Here is a 15,267-nt window from a genome sequence, read left to right on the forward strand (position 1 = left end):
CCCACAACCGCTCTGAGGAGGCCCGCTTGCTGGTCCTCCTCGGCGCGTTCGCGGTCCTCCCGCTGGCGTTGCCGTGGCTCGTGGGACGGATCGGGGCCCGCGCGTTCCTCGTCGCGGCCCTCGTGCCGGTCGCCGCGTTCGTCCAGGCCGTCCTCGTCGCGCCGGACGTCTTCGCGGGGCGCACGCCGTTCGAGACCTACGTGTGGATCCCGCAGCTCGGTCTCGACCTGTCGATGCGCATGGACACGCTCGGCTGGGTCATGGCCCTCATCGTCACGGGCGTCGGCGCGCTCGTCATGGTCTACTGCCGCTGGTACTTCGACGGCAAGAAGGACGGCGTCGGCCAGTTCTCCGCCGTGCTGCTCGCCTTCGCCGGCGCGATGTACGGGCTCGTGCTGACGGATGACATCGTCGTGCTCGTGATGTTCTGGGAGATCACGAGCGTCCTGTCCTACCTCCTCATCGGCTTCTACCACCGCCGCGGCGCGAGCCGACGTGCGGCCCTGCAGGCGCTGCTCGTGACGACCCTCGGCGGGCTCGTCATGTTCGTGGGCGTCGTGCTCCTCGCGGTCCACGTCGGCACGACGAGCATGTCGAAGATCCTCGCGACGAGCGAGATCTGGCGGGGCGAGGGCGGGGCGCTCGTCAACGCGGCGATCGTCATGATCCTCGTCGGCGCCCTCAGCAAGTCGGCGATCTTCCCGTTCCACTTCTGGCTGCCCGGGGCCATGGCAGCGCCCACCCCGGTGAGCGCGTACCTGCACGCCGCCGCCATGGTGAAGGCCGGCATCTACCTCATCGCCCGGTTCGCGCCGACGTTCGCGCTCGCCGAGCCGTGGCGCCCGATCGTCATCTCGCTCGGGGTCTTCACGATGCTCCTCGGCGGGATCCAGGCGCTGCGCGAGTCCGACCTCAAGCGCGTCCTCGCCTTCGGCACCGTGAGTCAGCTCGGCATGCTGACCGCCGTCCTCGGCTACGGCTCGCGTAACACGGCGCTCGCGGGCCTCGCCCTCCTGCTCGGGCACGCCCTCTTCAAGTCCGCACTCTTCCTCGTCGTCGGCGTCATCGACCGCCAGCTCTCCACGCGCGACATCGGCGAACTGTCCGGTGTGGGCCGGCAGGCCCCGACGCTCGCCGCGTTCTCGATGATCGCGGTGGCGTCGATGATCGGGATCATCCCCACCGTCGGGTTCGTCGCGAAGGAGACGACCCTCGCGGCGCTGCTGGAGTACGCCCGGGACGACGCGTGGGCGCTCGTCGCGCTGATCGGCATCCTGCTCGGATCGGCGCTGACGGCGGCCTACGGCATCCGCTTCATCTGGGGCGCGTTCTGGACCAAGAAGGATGCCGCCGGGCAGCCCCGTCCCGTCACGGCGTGGCCCGACCCGCCTCTCGGCTTCCTCGCGGCACCGGTGCTCCTCGCCGGTCTCGCCATCGTCGGCGGCATCGCCGCGCCCGCCCTCGACGCCGTGTTCGCGGGGTACGCCGACCTGGCCGCCGATCCGGCGCACGCGGATCACGTCGAGCACCTGGCGCTGTGGCACGGCTGGGAACCGGCCCTCTTCCTCTCGCTCGGGACGATCGCCGCCGGCATCCTGCTGTTCGGGCTCGTGCGCGTGACGAACTGGCACTCCCGCGTGCTCCCGTTCACGTCCGCCGACGCGTACAACCTCGTCCTCCGCGGCATCGCGCGCGCGGCCGTCGCGACGACGACCTTCACGCAGCGCGGGTCCCTCCCCGTCTACGTCGGCACGATCTTCGTCGTGTTCGTCGCGGCCGAGGCCACGGCCCTGCTCTCCGGTGGCGACTGGCAGATCGAGCTCGAGGGCTGGCACACGACGATGCAGCTCGTCGTCGCGCCGATCATGATCCTCGCCGGTGCAGTCGCGGTCCGCGCGCGAAAGCGCTACACGGGCGTCGTCCTCGTGTCGGTCACCGGGCTCGGCATGGTGCTGCTCTTCGCGACGAGCGGGGCGCCCGACCTGGCGCTCACCCAGATCCTCGTCGAGACCGTCACCCTCGTGGCGTTCGCGCTCGTGCTGCGGCGCATCCCGGCACGGATGGGCGAGCACAACGCGTCCGTCCTGCCCGTCGTCCGCGCCGTCATCGCGGTCGCCGTGGGTGCGACGATGGCGATGATCGCGCTGGTCGCCACGGGGGCGCGGGTGGCCGATCCCATCTCCGACCGGTTCCCCGAGCTCGCGTACGAGCTCGGCCACGGCCGCAACGTCGTGAACGTCGCGCTCGTCGACCTCCGCGGCTGGGACACGATGGGCGAGCTGTCGGTCCTCATCCTCGCCGCGACGGGCGTGGCATCCCTCGTGTTCGTCACGCACCGCGCCGACAACCTCTCCGCCGGGACGGCGTCGATGCCGACCGGGGTCATCCGCCATCGCCGCCCGCTCGTGGAGACGACCGACGGCCCGCGGCCGCGGGCCGCGTCGCCGGACAGCACGCGGCAGACGTGGCTCATCGGCGGGCAGCGGGTGCGGCCGGAGAACCGGTCCATCGTGCTCGAGGTGATCGTCCGCATCCTCTTCCACACGATCATCGTCGTGTCGATCTACCTCCTCTTCGCGGGGCACAACCTCCCCGGCGGCGGGTTCGCCGGCGGCCTCGTCGCCGGGATGGCGCTCGTCATGCGCTATGTCGCGGGCGGCCGCTACGAGCTGGGCGCCGCGGCGCCGACGGATGCCGGCCGGCTCCTGGGGGCGGGGATGACGCTCGCCGTCGTGACCGCCCTCGCGCCGGTGCTCTTCGGCGCCCCGCCGCTGACGAGCGCGTTCTTCGAGGCGGAGCTCCCGCTCATCGGCCATGTCGAGTTCGTCACGTCGACGCTGTTCGATATCGGCGTGTACCTCGTCGTGATCGGGCTCGTGCTCGACGTCCTGCGGTCGCTCGGCGCCGAGGTCGACCGGCAGGCACAGGACCTCCGCGAGCGGGGGGTGAGTGTCGCGTGAACGTCTCGCTCGTCCTCATCGTCATCATGGGCGCCCTCTTCGCCGCCGGCGTCTACGCCATGCTCGAGCGCAGCCTGACGCGCGTGCTCATCGGGTTCCTGCTCCTCGGCAACGCGGCGAACCTGTTCCTCCTCGTCGTGATGGGCCGCCCCGGCGTCGCCCCGTTCTTCGGCTCCGCCGACTCGCCCGAGGAGATGAGCGACCCCCTGCCGCAGGCGCTGACGCTGACGGCCATCGTCATCACCTTCGCCGTCTCGGCGTTCCTGCTGGCGCTGATCTACCGGTCATGGCAACTGGGCCAGGCCGACACGGTGCACGACGACGAGGCCGACCTCGCGATCCGCGTGCGCGCCGCCGAAGACGAAGACACGATGGGCGACGAGATCAGCGACACCGACGACGACGCCACGACGGACTTCGTCGGCCTCGACACCGCTCCGATCACCGTCCTGCACAGCCGCGACTTCGATGCGCTCCGCGACGACGCCCCGACGGACTCGCCGACCGGACCCGGGGAGGACGGCCGATGAGCGGCCTCGTCCCGCTGCTGGCGACGCTGCCCCTGCTGGGCGCCGCCGTCGCGCTCATCTTCGGACGCCGCCGGCGCGTGCAGGTCGGCGTGTCGATCATCACGCTGACCCTCGTCCTGGCTGTCGCCGCGGTGCTCCTTTACGACGTGCACAGCACCGGCATCCCCCTCGCGGTCTCCGTCGGCGGGTGGCCCGTGCCGTTCGGCATCGTCCTCTACGTCGACCGCCTCTCGGCACTCCTCGTCGTCGTCTCCAGCATCGTCCTGCTCGCCGTCCTGCTCTTCTCGGTCGGTCAGGGCGCCGCCGACGGCGACGACGAGACGCCGGTGTCGATCTTCCACCCGTCGTACCTGATCCTCGCGGCCGGCATCTTCACGGCGTTCATCGCGGGCGACCTGTTCAACCTGTACGTCGGGTTCGAGATCCTGCTGGTGGCCTCGTACGTGCTGATCACGCTGGGCTCGACGGAGAACCGCATCCGCACGGGCGTCGTGTACATCGTGGTGTCACTCGTCTCGTCGATCCTCTTCCTCTCCGCGATCGCCGCGATCTACGGCGCGCTCGGCACCGTGAACATGGCGCAGCTCTCGCAGCGGATGACGGAGCTGCCGCAGGACGTGCAGCTCGTGCTCCACCTCATGCTGCTGCTCGCCTTCAGCATCAAGGCCGCCGTCTTCCCGCTGTCCTTCTGGCTGCCCGACTCCTACCCGACCGCGCCCGCGCCCGTCACGGCGGTGTTCGCCGGCTTGCTGACCAAGGTCGGCGTGTACGCGATGATCCGCACCGAGACGCAGATCTTCCGCGACAACGATGTGAACTTCCTGCTCCTCGTGGTGGCGCTCGCAACCATGATCGTCGGCGTGCTCGGCGCCGTCGCGCAGGCGGAGCTCAAGCGCATCCTGTCGTTCACGCTCGTGAGCCACATCGGCTACATGGTGTTCGGGCTCGCCGTCGCGACCCCCGCGGCCCTCGGCGCCACGATCTACTACATGGTCCACCACATCGTGGTGCAGACGACGCTCTTCCTCGCCGTCGGCCTCGTCGAGCGTCGCGCCGGATCGACGTCGATCCTCAAGGTCAAGGGGCTCATGAAGGCGGCGCCCGTCATCGCCGTGCTGTACTTCCTCCCGGCCATCAACCTCGGCGGTCTGCCGCCGTTCTCCGGGTTCATCGGGAAGTTCGCCCTCTTCGAAGCCGCAGCCCAGGTCGGGACGCCGATCATGTACGTCCTCATCATCGGCGGCATCGTCACGAGCCTGCTGACGCTCTACGCGCTCATGCGCGCCTGGAACCTGTCGTTCTGGCGGGAGGACGACGATCAGCTCGACGACCCCGGCGTGCCGGAGCGGATCTCCTACCTCGACGGCGCACCGGCCGCCGCGACGCAGACCGAGCGCCGCGTCATCCCGCGCATCATGACGGCGGCGACCACCGGCATGGTCGGCGTCACCCTCGCCCTCACGGTGTTCGCGGGGCCCCTCTACGACCTCTGCGCGAGCATCGGCGACGCGCTGCAGGATCCGATCAGCCTGAGCGAGCTGGAGGGGGAGCGATGAGCCCCACGGTCCTCTCCGCGATCTGGCGCCAGCTGCCGTTCTTCATCTGGCTCGTCGCGCTGTGGATGCTGCTCTGGGCGCAGTTCACGGTCCTGTCCCTGCTCACCGGCATCGTCGTCGCGATCTTCGTCACCCGCATCTTCCGCCTCCCCCCGGTGGAGCTGTCGGGGCGCGTGAATCTCTGGTGGGGGTTCGTCTTCGTCTCGGAGTTCCTCCTGGCCGTCGTCCGCGGGTCGCTCCTCGTGGCCTGGCAGGTGATCAACCCCGCCCGCTATCCGGGGACCGCGATCATCGGGGTCCCCCTCGTGACGGACGACGACCTGATCATGTCGCATGTCGGCGTCACGGCGTCGCTGATCCCGGGATCCCTCATCGTCGACGTCGACCGTGATCGCCGCATCCTCTACCTGCACATCATCGGCGTGCGGGATGCCGCCGACATCGAGGCGCAGCGCCGCTCGGTCATGCACTGGGAGAAGCGGATCGTGCGCGCGGTGGGCTCGCGCACGCAGGTGGAGAAGATCCGTGCGGCCGAGGAGGGACGCCGATGAGCGACGTGCTGCTGATCGCCATCTACGCGGCCTTCGGGGTCGCGGGGCTGCTGACGGTGTGGCGGATCATCCTCGGTCCGTCGATCCTCGACCGTGCCGTGGCATCCGACGTGCTGCTGACCCTCGTGATGTGCGCGCTCGGCGCGGAGATGGCCGTCAACGGCCACACCCGCACCCTGCCCGTGCTCCTCATCGTGGCGGCGGTCGGCGTCTTCGGGTCGATCTCGATCGCGCGGTTCGTGGCCCGGCGGGACGGAGAGGGACGATGAACGAGATCCTGGACATCGTGGCGCTCGTCCTCATCCTCATCGGGGCGCTGCTGTGCGTCACCGCCGCGATCGGGCTCCTCCGCTTCCACGACGTTCCGACGCGCCTGCACGCCGCCACGAAGCCCCAGGTGCTGGGGTTCATCCTCATCTGCCTGGCCGTCGTGATCGGCCTGCGGTCCTGGCAGGCGGCGGCCTTCCTCCTTCCTGTGATCCTCATCCAGCTCGCCACGGCCCCGCTGTCGGCGCACATGGTGGGCCGGCAGGCATACCGCAACGGGACCGTCGACGAGCAGTCGCTCGTCGTGGACGAGCTCGCCGAGTCGAAGCAGACGCCGCCCGCGGCGGGCGGCTGAGTCAGTCCGCCGGGACGAGCGCGAGGGTGTGCGCGGCGGCTTCCCGGATGGCGTCGAGGGTGAACGGCCACGGCGTCTGCCGGCCCTCCTGCCACGCCTCCACCTGGTCGATGTAGTGCGGGTGGAAGGCGTGGCCGCTCACGCCGGTCAGCTGGTTCCAGCGGGAGGCGTCGAGGTCGGCGAGGTCGACCGTCATGCGCATCGAGGGAACCGTGACGGTCGCGAAGCTGCCGGTGCCGATCGTCCAGCCCGTGGCGTCCACGACCGATGTGCCGCCGCCGACCGGGACGGGTCCGCGGTTGAACAGCGCCTCGATGGGCGCGATGCCGCTCGTGCCGAAGCTGGCGTGCGTCAGGGGCAGGGCGTGCAGCGTCCCCCAGCGCCACTGCGCGGGGTCTTCGCCCTGCAGCGCGGTGAGCCGGTCGGAGGCGTCCTCCGCGGCGCGCGCCAGCATCTCGTCTCGACCCGCGACCCCGACCTGCTCGTTCGTCCACCAGGACGACCCCGGGTCGTCGAGCAGCCGGTCGACGAGGGTGAAGAGCCGGTCCTGCCCGGACACCGGGGCCGGGTCGGGCCGGCGGGAGAAGAGGTCCTGCACGAGCTCGTCCCACAGGACGTTCGCGTACGCGGCGGCCGGGGAGCGGTCCAGGTTCTGCGCGTCCCAGTCGGCGAGGAGGCCGAGCGCGCGCCGCGTCGCCGCGTCGTCGACCTCGATCCCGGCGTAGGCGACGGCGAGGCGCGTGCCCATCCAGAACTCCTGGTCGGCCTGGATGGCGCTCATGTCGTCGGCCGTCAGCTTCTTGGCCGCCGCCGTCCGCTCGATGAGGTCGACGATGCGCGCGGCGCGCCAGCCGTGGTCCCAGTCCACCGTGAGCTCGTGCGGGTACGACTCACCCACGATGGCGTTGTTGGCCGTGACGATGTAGCCCGCCTCGGGGTTGTAGAGCATCGGGAGCTCGTCGGACGGGATGTAGCCGCGCCAGTCGTACGCCGGATCCCAGCCGGGCTGCGGCAGCGAACCGTCGCCGGCGCCGCGGATCGGGAGCCTGCCGGGCGTCTGATAGCCGATGTTCCCGGCGCGGTCGGCGTACACGAGGTTCTGCGCCGGCACGTCGAAGAGCGCCGCGGCGGCCTGGAACCCGGCGAAGTCGCGGGCGGTGTTCAGCGCGAAGAGTGCGCGCGCCGTGGTGCCGGGCTCCAGCGCCGTCCACTGCAGGCTCACCGCCGGCTCGCCGCCCGGGGCGCCCTCGACCGGCTGCTCGGCGGTCGCCGTGAAGTCGTCGGTCAGGCCCGACACGAGGGGACCGTGCCCGGTCGCGCGGATCTCCAGCTCGACGTCGTCGCCGCCGGCGACCCGCAGGGTCTCGGTCCGTCGCTCGAGCGGGACGAGTTCGCCGCCCCGCCAGTACGCGTCGCCCTCGATGGCCTCGACGTACAGGTCGGTGACATCGGTCGTGAGGTTGGTGAAGCCCCACGCGATGTCGGCATTGTGGCCGATGATGACCCCGGGCATCCCGGCGAAGCCGAAGCCGGTCACCTCGAACGGGCACGCGCCGGTGACGGTGCGGCAGCGCAGACCCACCTGGTGCCACACGCTCGGCAGCGACGCGCCGAGGTGCGGATCGTTGGCCAGCAGCGGCAGGCCGCTCTCGGTGAGCGCGCCCGAGACGACCCATGAGTTCGACCCGATCCCCTCGCCGGCGTCGCCGACGAGCGCCGCGACGGCCTCGAGGACGCCGTCGACCTCCTCCCACGCGAGGCCGGGGACGCCGGCGCGTGCGGCATCCGTCGTGGCATCCCCCGTCGCCGCGATGGTCGGCACGATGACGGGATTGCGGTCGTACGGGTAGGCCGGATAGAGCTCCGCGATCTGCTCCGGCGTGTAGGCCGACCTCAGCAGGGCGCGCTCGGTCTCCTCCTCGACGTTGGTCCGAAGGTCCCACGCCATCGCCTTCAGCCAGGCGACGGAGTCCGCCGGCGTCCACGGCTCGATCTCGTAGTCGGCGTTCTGCAGGCCCAGGAGCGCGTACTCCAGCGAGACGTCCGCGCCGTCATGCTCGGCCAGGTAGGCGTTCACGCCCTCCGCGTAGGCGTCGTAGTAGCCGCGCGACCGACCGTCGAGCGCCGTCACCTCCTGTTCGGCGATGCGGCGCCAGCCGAGCGTGCGCAGGAACGCGTCGGTGCCGAGCTGGGAGGCGCCGAACAGCTCGGACAGCCGGCCGCTCGTGACGTGGCGGCGGAAGTCCATCTCCCAGAAGCGGTCCTGGGCGTGCACATAGCCCTGCGCGAAGAAGAGGTCGTGCGTGCTGTCGGCCACGATCGTCGGGACGCCGAGGTCGTCGCGGTGGACCGTGACCTCGGAGGTGAGCCCGGCGGCCTTTACGATGCCGTCCTGCTGCGGGAACGAGCGCTGGATCGTCCAGACGACGAACCCCGCGGCCACGAGCGCGATGACGACGACCACCGCGACGAGGCCCACGACGGCCATCGCGACCCTTCTGCGCAGTGACAGTCGCGGGCGCGGCGGGGCGTCAGGGGTCGCGAGGGTGTCGGGCATCGTCATCGAAGCGCTCTCCGGGGGCTGCCCCGAAAGCGGGCCGGTGACGGGCCCTGCCCCCAGCACGGACGGGACCGTGCTGGAATCGTAGCCGGTCGGCGCTCAGTCGGCGCCGAAGTCGAAGGATGCCGAGTCGGAGGCCTCTTCGACCGCGTCGGCCAGCTGGGCGTCGGCGGCATCCTGCGGCTCCGCGCGCTCGGTGATGTCGTCCGCGTGGCCGCCGGCGAGTTCGCCGACGAGCTCCGCGGTCGCGCCGCCGATGAGCCCCAGACCCGCGTACTGCTCGAGGCGCGAGCGCGAGTCGGCGATGTCGAGGTTGCGCATCGTCAGCTGGCCGATCCGGTCGGTGGGGCCGAACGCGGCGTCGCCGACGCGCTCCATCGAGAGCTTCTCCGGACCGTAGGACATGTGCGGCGCGGTCGTGTCGAGGATCGTGTAGTCCTCGCCGCGGCGCAGGCGCAGCGTGACGGAGCCGGTGATCGTGGAGCCGACCCACTTCTGGATCGACTCGCGCAGCATGAGGGACTGCGGCTCGAGCCAGCGACCCTCGTACATGAGGCGCCCGAGGCGCCGGCCCTGCTCGTGGTAGGTCGCGAGGGTGTCCTCGTTCAGGATGCTGTTGACGAGGCGCTCGTAGGCGATGAAGAGCAGCGCCATGCCCGGGGCCTCGTAGACGCCGCGGCTCTTCGCCTCGATGATGCGGTTCTCTATCTGGTCGCTCATGCCGAGGCCGTGGCGGCCGCCGATCCGGTTCGCCTCGGAAACGAGCTCGACCGGGTCGGAGAAGTCGACGCCGTTCAGCGCCACGGGGCGACCACGATCGAACGTGACGGTGACGTCCTCGGTGGCGATCTCGACGGCCGGATCCCAGAACTTCACGCCCATGATGGGCTCGACGGTCTCCAGCGAGACGTCGAGGTGCTCGAGCGTCTTCGCCTCGTGCGTCGCGCCCCAGATGTTCGCGTCGGTCGAGTAGGCCTTCTCCGCGGAGTCGCGGTACGGGAAGCCGTGCTCGACGAGCCACTCGCTCATCTCCTTGCGGCCGCCGAGCTCCGTGACGAAGCCGGCATCCAGCCAGGGCTTGTAGATGCGCAGGGCGGGGTTGGCGAGCAGGCCGTAGCGGTAGAAACGCTCGATGTCGTTGCCCTTGTAGGTGGAGCCGTCGCCCCAGATGTCGACGCCGTCCTCCTTCATGGCCCGCACGAGCAGGGTGCCGGTGACGGCACGCCCGAGCGGGGTCGTGTTGAAGTAGGTGCGGCCGCCGCTGCGGATGTGGAACGCGCCGCACGCGAGGGCGACGAAGCCCTCCTCGACGAGGGCCGTCTTGCAGTCCACGAGCCGGGCGACCTCGGCGCCGTACTCGAGCGCGCGCCCCGGGATCGCGGCGATGTCGTCCTCGTCGGGCTGACCGAGGTCGCCGGTGTAGGTGCAGGGGACAGCGCCCTTGTCGCGCATCCAGGCGACCGCGACGGAGGTGTCGAGGCCCCCCGAGAAGGCGATGCCGACGCGCTCGCCGACGGGCAGGGACTCGAGGACCTTGGACATGGGATCCAGTCTACCGAGCGGGCCCGGGCCCCTTTGCGGGCGGCTCCTCGGCGCCATCTCGATAAGATGGGGTGTAACCGTCCGATAACGGGGGAGCACCCATGCCAGGCATCGTGATCGTCGGCGTCCAGTGGGGAGACGAGGGCAAGGGCAAAGCCACCGACCTCCTCGGCGACCGGACCGACTGGGTCGTCAAGTTCAACGGCGGCAACAACGCCGGCCACACCGTCGTCATCGGCGACGAGAAGTACGCGCTGCACCTGCTGCCGAGCGGCATCCTCTCGCCGGGCGTCAACGCGGTCATCGGCAACGGCGTCGTGATCGATCTCGAGGTGCTCTTCGCGGAGCTCGAGGCGCTGCACGCGCGCGGCCTCGACACGTCGCGACTGCGCGTGAGCGCGAACGCCCACGTCATCACGCAGTACCACCGCACGCTCGACAAGGTCACGGAGCGCTTCCTCGGCAAGCGGATGATCGGCACGACGGGGCGCGGCATCGGCCCCGCCTACGCAGACAAGATCAACCGCGTCGGCATCCGCATCCAGGACCTCTTCGACGAGAACATCCTCCGCCAGAAGGTGGAGGGCGCCCTCGACCAGAAGAACCACCTGCTGCTGAAGGTCTACAACCGCCGCGCGATCGCCGTCGACGAGATCGTCGACGACCTGCTGTCCTACGTCGACCGGCTGCGCCCCATGGTCGCCGACACGGCGCTGCTCCTGAACGACGCGCTGGACGCCGGTGACGTCGTCGTCTTCGAGGGCGGTCAGGCCACGATGCTCGACGTCGACCACGGCACCTACCCGTTCGTCACGTCCTCCTCCGCCACGGCCGGCGGCGCCTCGACGGGCTCGGGTGTCGGCCCGAACCGGCTGGACCGCATCGTCGGGATCGTCAAGGCCTACACGACGCGCGTCGGTTCGGGTCCCTTCACCACGGAGCTCTTCGACGAGTCCGGCGACTGGCTGCGCTCGCGCGGCTTCGAGTTCGGCACGACGACCGGTCGCCCGCGCCGTGTCGGCTGGTACGACGCCCCCGTGACGCGCTACGCGACCCGCATCAACGGCATCACCGACCTCGTGCTCACGAAGCTCGACATCCTCACGGGGCTGGATCAGATCCCGGTGTGCGTCGCCTACGACGTCGACGGCGTGCGCTTCGACGAGGTGCCGGTGAACCAGTCCGACTTCCACCACGCGAAGCCGATCTACGAGTACTTCCCGGGCTGGAAGGAAGACATCTCCACGGCCCGCTCTTTCGACGACCTGCCGATCGAGGCGCAGGACTACGTCCTCGCCCTCGAGGCGATGAGCAACACGCGGATCTCCGTCATCGGCGTCGGGGCCGCGCGCGACGCGGTCATCGTGCGCCACGACCTCGTGTGAGATTCCTGCTGGGCGGATACACCGCCGAGATGGCCGGCGCTGCGACGGGCATCGGCGTGCTGCACGCCGGGACCCCGCACGATGTGCTCGCCGGCGGCCCGCTCGGGACCGGTCCGGACGCCGCCTCGACCGGCGGCTCGCCGTCGTGGATCACGTGGCATCCGCGCGGCGACGTCCTCTATGCGGCGCTCGAGGGCGCGGGCACCGTGCAGGCGTTCCGGCGCACGGGCGACGCCTCCTTCGTCCGGCTGGGCTCCGCGGTGGCGGCCGGGGACGCGGTGTGCCACGTCGCGGTCGCTCCGGACGGCGCCTCGCTCATCGCCTCGTGCTGGGGCGACGGCCGCGTCGTGCGGATGGCGCTGGGCGCCGACGGGACGCCCGCCGCGCCGGAGATCGGGGGGGCGGCCGAGGACCCGTACGGCTCGCGTGACGGGTCGCCGGAGTCCGGGGCGGTCACGCTCGGGTCCGCCGCCGGCATCGACCTCGCCGCCGCGGCGCGGGCCCTGCGGGATGCCGCCGGAGCCGAGTTCGCGCACCTCGTGCCGTTCGCCGACGAGCCCGATCAGCCCGACGCGTCCGACGAGGCGCCGCCGCCGGCGGGGCGGTCCTCGCGCGCCCACCAGGCCCGCTTCCTCCCGGACGGCACGCTCGTGACGACGGATGCCGGCTTCGACCTCGTCCGCTTCTGGAGCGCCGCCGGCGGCCGGCTCCGCGAACGCGGTCGCGTCGTGCTGCCGCGCGGATGCGGACCCCGGCACACGGTGTGGCATCCGAGCGGTCACCTGTACGTCGTGACGGAGCATTCCCTCGAGCTGCTGGCGCTGGCTCCGGATGCCGCCGGCGCGTGGCGTCTCGTCGACGGGACGCCGCTCTCGCCGGCCGTGTCGGCCGGCGACGCGGCCGCGGAGGTCGCGCTCTCCCGCGACGCCCAGTTCGTGTACGCCGGCGTGCGGGGAACGGATGCCATCGCCTCGGTGCGGGTGCGCGACACCGGTGCCGCGTTCACGCCGGTCGCGCTCGCCGAAGCGGGCGTGCGCGGTCCGCGGCACCATGTCGTGGTCCGCGACACCCTGCTCGTGGCCGGGCAGCACTCCGACGAGGTGGCCTCGCTGACGCTCGACGAGCGCACCGGCGTGCCCGGGCGGGTGCGCCACCGCACGGTCGCGCCGTCGCCGTCCTGCATCCTGGCGGACGCGGGCTGAGGCCGGGGCGCGTCCGCCCGCCCGGTAACCTCGGACGAGGAGGACACACCATGAGCGACGCCACCCCCGAAGACGCCACCGCGCGGCTGCACGACCTGCGCGCGAGCATCGACAACATCGATGCCGCGCTGATCTTCCTGCTCGCCGAGCGCTTCCGCTGCACGAAGCAGGTGGGCGTCCTGAAGGCGCAGCACGGGATGCCGGCCTCCGATCCCGCCCGTGAGGAGCAGCAGCTCGAGCGCCTGCGCCGCCTCGCCGCCGACGCCGACCTCGACCCGGAGTTCGCACAGAAGTGGTTCACCTTCGTGGTGGCCGAAGTGATCCGCCACCACACCGCCGCGGCCGAGGCCGAGTGATCCAGGTCAGGGCGTCGCGCGCCGCAGTGTCAGATAGCTGATCGCTGCCAGCACGGCGATCACGAGCAGCGACCAGAGGCCGAGCCCGAGAGCGCCCTGCGTGGCGAACCAGCCGAACGCCTCCGCCCACGCGTTGAGCCGGCCTACGAGCCAGAGCACCGCGACGAGCACGAGCGCGAGCCCGATCATCACGCTCATCAGCACAGCCGTCCCCGCGCGCTTGTAGATCGTCGCGCCCCAGAATCCGACCGCGAAGAAGAGCAGCGCGAGCGCGAAGAAGAACAGCCCTGCGACAGCCGGGCCGGCTTCCCAGATCCATGGGAGGTGGAAGAAGTACCCGTTCATCCCCCAGCCGCCGGTCGCCAGCTCCAGCAGCCCGCCGGCGACGAAGATGAGGGCCAGGACGGCCGCGGCCAGCATGGCTGTCAGCATCGTGCCGAGGTAGAACTCCCGCCGTGTGACGCTCATCGCCTGCGAGAAGGGGAAGGTCCGGGTCAGGGCCTGCGCGCCCACGACGGCGAGGAGCCAGAGCGGCGCCTGCGCGCCGCCGCCGTACTTCGGTCCGTCCACGCCCGCGTTGATGAGGATCGCGTAGATCGCGAGGGTGACCACGAGCGATCCGGCGAGCACGATCAGCGGCACCCAGATATAGGTCTGCCGGTTCACCAGCTGCATGCGGATGACGTTGAGTGTGCGGCTCATCGGAGCGCTCCTTCCTGGGCGCGGGCGGCGTCGTCCGCTTCGGCATCGCCTGCTGCGTGCTGCGTGAGGCGGACGATCAGCTGCTGGAGTGAGACCGGTGCGACATCGAGGCCCGCATCGGCGAGGTGTGCGCGGTCGGCCGTCGTCAGCGGGCCGAGCACGGTGACGCCGGACACGCGCCCGAGGCTCTCACGGTGGATGACCTCACGGCCGACCGCGAAGGCGTCCACGGCGGCGCTGTCGCCGACGATGTGCGTCGCGCGGTCGCGCAGCGCGTCGGTCTCCTCGTCGATGATGAGGCGTCCCCGGTCGATGACGAGCACGCGCTCGAGCAGGTTGGAGACCTCGTCGATGAGGTGGCTGGAGAGGATGACGGTGCGCAGGTGCGCGGCGTAGTCCTCGAGGAGCCGGTCGTAGAAGATCTGCCGCGCGACGGCGTCGAGGCCGAGGTACGGCTCGTCGAAGAAGGTGATCTCGGCGCGCGCGGCGAGGCCGATGATGACGCCGACGGCGCTCAGCTGGCCGCGGGACAGCTTCTTGATGGGTTTGCGCAGCGGCAGCTGGAAGTCGGTGACGAGCCGGTCGGCGAGCTCCTGGTCCCAGTTCGGGTAGAACAGGCGCGCGACGCGGAACGCATGGTGGGGCGTGGCATCGTCCGGATACTGCTGGCTCTCCCGGACGAAGCACATGCGGCCGAGCACGCGGGCGTTCTCGTATGGCTCCTCGCCGAAGATCCGGACGTCGCCACGAGTGGCGAAGTTCTGCGCGGTGAGGATCGACATGATCGTCGTCTTCCCCGCGCCGTTGCGGCCGAGGAGGCCGTAGATCGTGTTCTCTTCGACCGAGAAGCTCACGTCGTCGACGGCGAGCGTGTCGCGGTACTGCTTGGTGAGGTTCTGCACCTCGATCACGGTGGTCATCGTGCGGTTCCTTCCGTCGTGGCGGCGCGCTCCGTGAGGAGGCGGCCGAGGTCGTCGGGGCCGAGACCGAGCTTGCGGGCCTCGACCAGGAGGGGGTCGATGTAGCGGTCGGCGAACGCACTGCGGCGCTCGGCCAGGAGCAGGTCGCGCGCGCCGGGCGCCACGAACATCCCGATCCCGCGGCGCTTGTAGAGCACGCCCTTGTCGGTGAGCATCGCGATCCCCTTCGCCGCGGTGGCGGGGTTGATGCGATAGAAGGCGGCGAGCTCGTTCGTCGACGGCGCCTGGGCCTCGGGCGCGAGGCTGCCGTCGATGATGGAGTCCTCCACGCTCTCCGCGATCTGCAGGAAGAGCGCCCGGCCCTCGTCGATCACCCGCACC

14 protein-coding genes are annotated in these 15,267 nt (G+C 70.9%); 9 read left to right on the forward strand and 5 right to left on the reverse strand.

The window, feature by feature from the left end; all coding sequences use genetic code 11:
* Positions 1-26: 26 nt before the first annotated feature.
* The 6 genes from BR85_RS10315 to mnhG are packed head-to-tail and all read left to right on the forward strand — an operon-like array spanning position 27 to position 6,219.
* Complete coding sequence (locus tag BR85_RS10315) at positions 27-2,960, forward strand: Na+/H+ antiporter subunit A (protein WP_028496192.1); 2,934 nt, start codon at positions 27-29, stop codon at positions 2,958-2,960.
* Positions 2,957-3,490 (forward strand): Na(+)/H(+) antiporter subunit C, encoded by a 534-nt coding sequence (locus BR85_RS10320; RefSeq protein ID WP_028496191.1) that lies wholly within the window; start codon positions 2,957-2,959, stop codon positions 3,488-3,490. The genes BR85_RS10315 and BR85_RS10320 overlap by 4 nt, the downstream gene beginning before the upstream one ends.
* Complete coding sequence (locus BR85_RS10325; protein WP_028496190.1) at positions 3,487-5,046, forward strand: Na+/H+ antiporter subunit D; 1,560 nt, start codon at positions 3,487-3,489, stop codon at positions 5,044-5,046. The genes BR85_RS10320 and BR85_RS10325 overlap by 4 nt, the downstream gene beginning before the upstream one ends.
* Positions 5,043-5,597, forward strand: coding sequence for a Na+/H+ antiporter subunit E (locus tag BR85_RS10330; RefSeq protein ID WP_028496189.1), 555 nt, complete (start codon positions 5,043-5,045; stop codon positions 5,595-5,597). The genes BR85_RS10325 and BR85_RS10330 overlap by 4 nt, the downstream gene beginning before the upstream one ends.
* Positions 5,594-5,866, forward strand: a complete 273-nt coding sequence (locus BR85_RS10335) for an MrpF/PhaF family protein (protein WP_028496188.1) — start codon at positions 5,594-5,596, stop codon at positions 5,864-5,866. Before BR85_RS10330 ends, BR85_RS10335 begins: the two co-directional genes overlap by 4 nt.
* Positions 5,863-6,219 (forward strand): monovalent cation/H(+) antiporter subunit G, encoded by a 357-nt coding sequence (gene mnhG, locus BR85_RS10340; protein ID WP_028496187.1) that lies wholly within the window; start codon positions 5,863-5,865, stop codon positions 6,217-6,219. The genes BR85_RS10335 and mnhG overlap by 4 nt, the downstream gene beginning before the upstream one ends.
* 1 nt (position 6,220) lies before the next feature.
* On the opposite strand, the gene BR85_RS10345 is transcribed toward mnhG, so the two are convergent.
* Both BR85_RS10345 and argG read right to left on the reverse strand, forming a co-directional pair.
* Entirely contained in the window at positions 6,221-8,782 is a 2,562-nt protein-coding gene (locus BR85_RS10345) for a penicillin acylase family protein (RefSeq protein ID WP_331280852.1), read from the reverse strand.
* A gap of 96 nt (positions 8,783-8,878) precedes the next feature.
* The gene (argG, locus tag BR85_RS10350) at positions 8,879-10,321 is read right to left on the reverse strand and encodes an argininosuccinate synthase (RefSeq protein ID WP_028496185.1); all 1,443 of its coding nucleotides are present in this window, start codon (positions 10,319-10,321) and stop codon (positions 8,879-8,881) included.
* A 101-nt stretch (positions 10,322-10,422) separates the two neighbouring features.
* On the opposite strand from argG, the gene BR85_RS10355 reads away from it, so the two are divergent.
* The 3 genes from BR85_RS10355 to BR85_RS10365 are packed head-to-tail and all read left to right on the forward strand — an operon-like array spanning position 10,423 to position 13,264.
* The gene (locus BR85_RS10355; protein WP_028496184.1) at positions 10,423-11,706 is read left to right on the forward strand and encodes an adenylosuccinate synthase; all 1,284 of its coding nucleotides are present in this window, start codon (positions 10,423-10,425) and stop codon (positions 11,704-11,706) included.
* Positions 11,703-12,908 carry a lactonase family protein gene (locus BR85_RS10360; RefSeq protein WP_028496183.1) on the forward strand — a complete coding sequence of 402 codons (1,206 nt, stop codon included), beginning with the start codon at positions 11,703-11,705 and terminating at the stop codon, positions 12,906-12,908. The genes BR85_RS10355 and BR85_RS10360 overlap by 4 nt, the downstream gene beginning before the upstream one ends.
* Before the next feature lie 50 nt (positions 12,909-12,958).
* On the forward strand, positions 12,959-13,264 hold the full coding sequence (locus BR85_RS10365; protein ID WP_028496182.1) for a chorismate mutase: 306 nt from the start codon (positions 12,959-12,961) through the stop codon (positions 13,262-13,264).
* Positions 13,265-13,270: 6 nt separating this feature from the next.
* Here the strand turns inward: BR85_RS10365 and BR85_RS10370 are convergent, their stop codons facing one another.
* From BR85_RS10370 to BR85_RS10380, 3 genes are read right to left on the reverse strand one after another with little or no spacing between them, the layout of a single operon-like run.
* Entirely contained in the window at positions 13,271-13,966 is a 696-nt protein-coding gene (locus tag BR85_RS10370) for a hypothetical protein (RefSeq protein ID WP_028496181.1), read from the reverse strand.
* Positions 13,963-14,886, reverse strand: a complete 924-nt coding sequence (locus BR85_RS10375) for an ABC transporter ATP-binding protein (protein ID WP_028496180.1) — start codon at positions 14,884-14,886, stop codon at positions 13,963-13,965. Before BR85_RS10375 ends, BR85_RS10370 begins: the two co-directional genes overlap by 4 nt.
* Positions 14,883-15,260, reverse strand: a complete 378-nt coding sequence (locus BR85_RS10380; RefSeq protein WP_028496179.1) for a GntR family transcriptional regulator — start codon at positions 15,258-15,260, stop codon at positions 14,883-14,885. The genes BR85_RS10375 and BR85_RS10380 overlap by 4 nt, the downstream gene beginning before the upstream one ends.
* Between the last annotated feature and the right edge of the window lie 7 nt (positions 15,261-15,267).

Origin of the sequence: Microbacterium sp. UNCCL10, assembly GCF_000746195.1 — a bacterium.
GTDB lineage: Bacteria > Actinomycetota > Actinomycetes > Actinomycetales > Microbacteriaceae > Microbacterium > Microbacterium saccharophilum.

What these genes read in the sequence shown, in the direction of transcription:
- BR85_RS10325 (WP_028496190.1), top strand. Translation starts at nt 3,487, where the DNA reads ATGAGCGGCCTCGTCCCGCTGCTGGCGACGCTGCCCCTGCTGGGCGCC.
- BR85_RS10330 (WP_028496189.1), top strand. Translation starts at nt 5,043, where the DNA reads ATGAGCCCCACGGTCCTCTCCGCGATCTGGCGCCAGCTGCCGTTCTTC.
- BR85_RS10335 (WP_028496188.1), top strand. Translation starts at nt 5,594, where the DNA reads ATGAGCGACGTGCTGCTGATCGCCATCTACGCGGCCTTCGGGGTCGCG.
- mnhG (WP_028496187.1), top strand. Translation starts at nt 5,863, where the DNA reads ATGAACGAGATCCTGGACATCGTGGCGCTCGTCCTCATCCTCATCGGG.
- BR85_RS10345 (WP_331280852.1), bottom strand. Translation starts at nt 8,782, where the DNA reads ATGACGATGCCCGACACCCTCGCGACCCCTGACGCCCCGCCGCGCCCG.
- argG (WP_028496185.1), bottom strand. Translation starts at nt 10,321, where the DNA reads ATGTCCAAGGTCCTCGAGTCCCTGCCCGTCGGCGAGCGCGTCGGCATC.
- BR85_RS10355 (WP_028496184.1), top strand. Translation starts at nt 10,423, where the DNA reads ATGCCAGGCATCGTGATCGTCGGCGTCCAGTGGGGAGACGAGGGCAAG.
- BR85_RS10365 (WP_028496182.1), top strand. Translation starts at nt 12,959, where the DNA reads ATGAGCGACGCCACCCCCGAAGACGCCACCGCGCGGCTGCACGACCTG.
- BR85_RS10370 (WP_028496181.1), bottom strand. Translation starts at nt 13,966, where the DNA reads ATGAGCCGCACACTCAACGTCATCCGCATGCAGCTGGTGAACCGGCAG.
- BR85_RS10375 (WP_028496180.1), bottom strand. Translation starts at nt 14,886, where the DNA reads ATGACCACCGTGATCGAGGTGCAGAACCTCACCAAGCAGTACCGCGAC.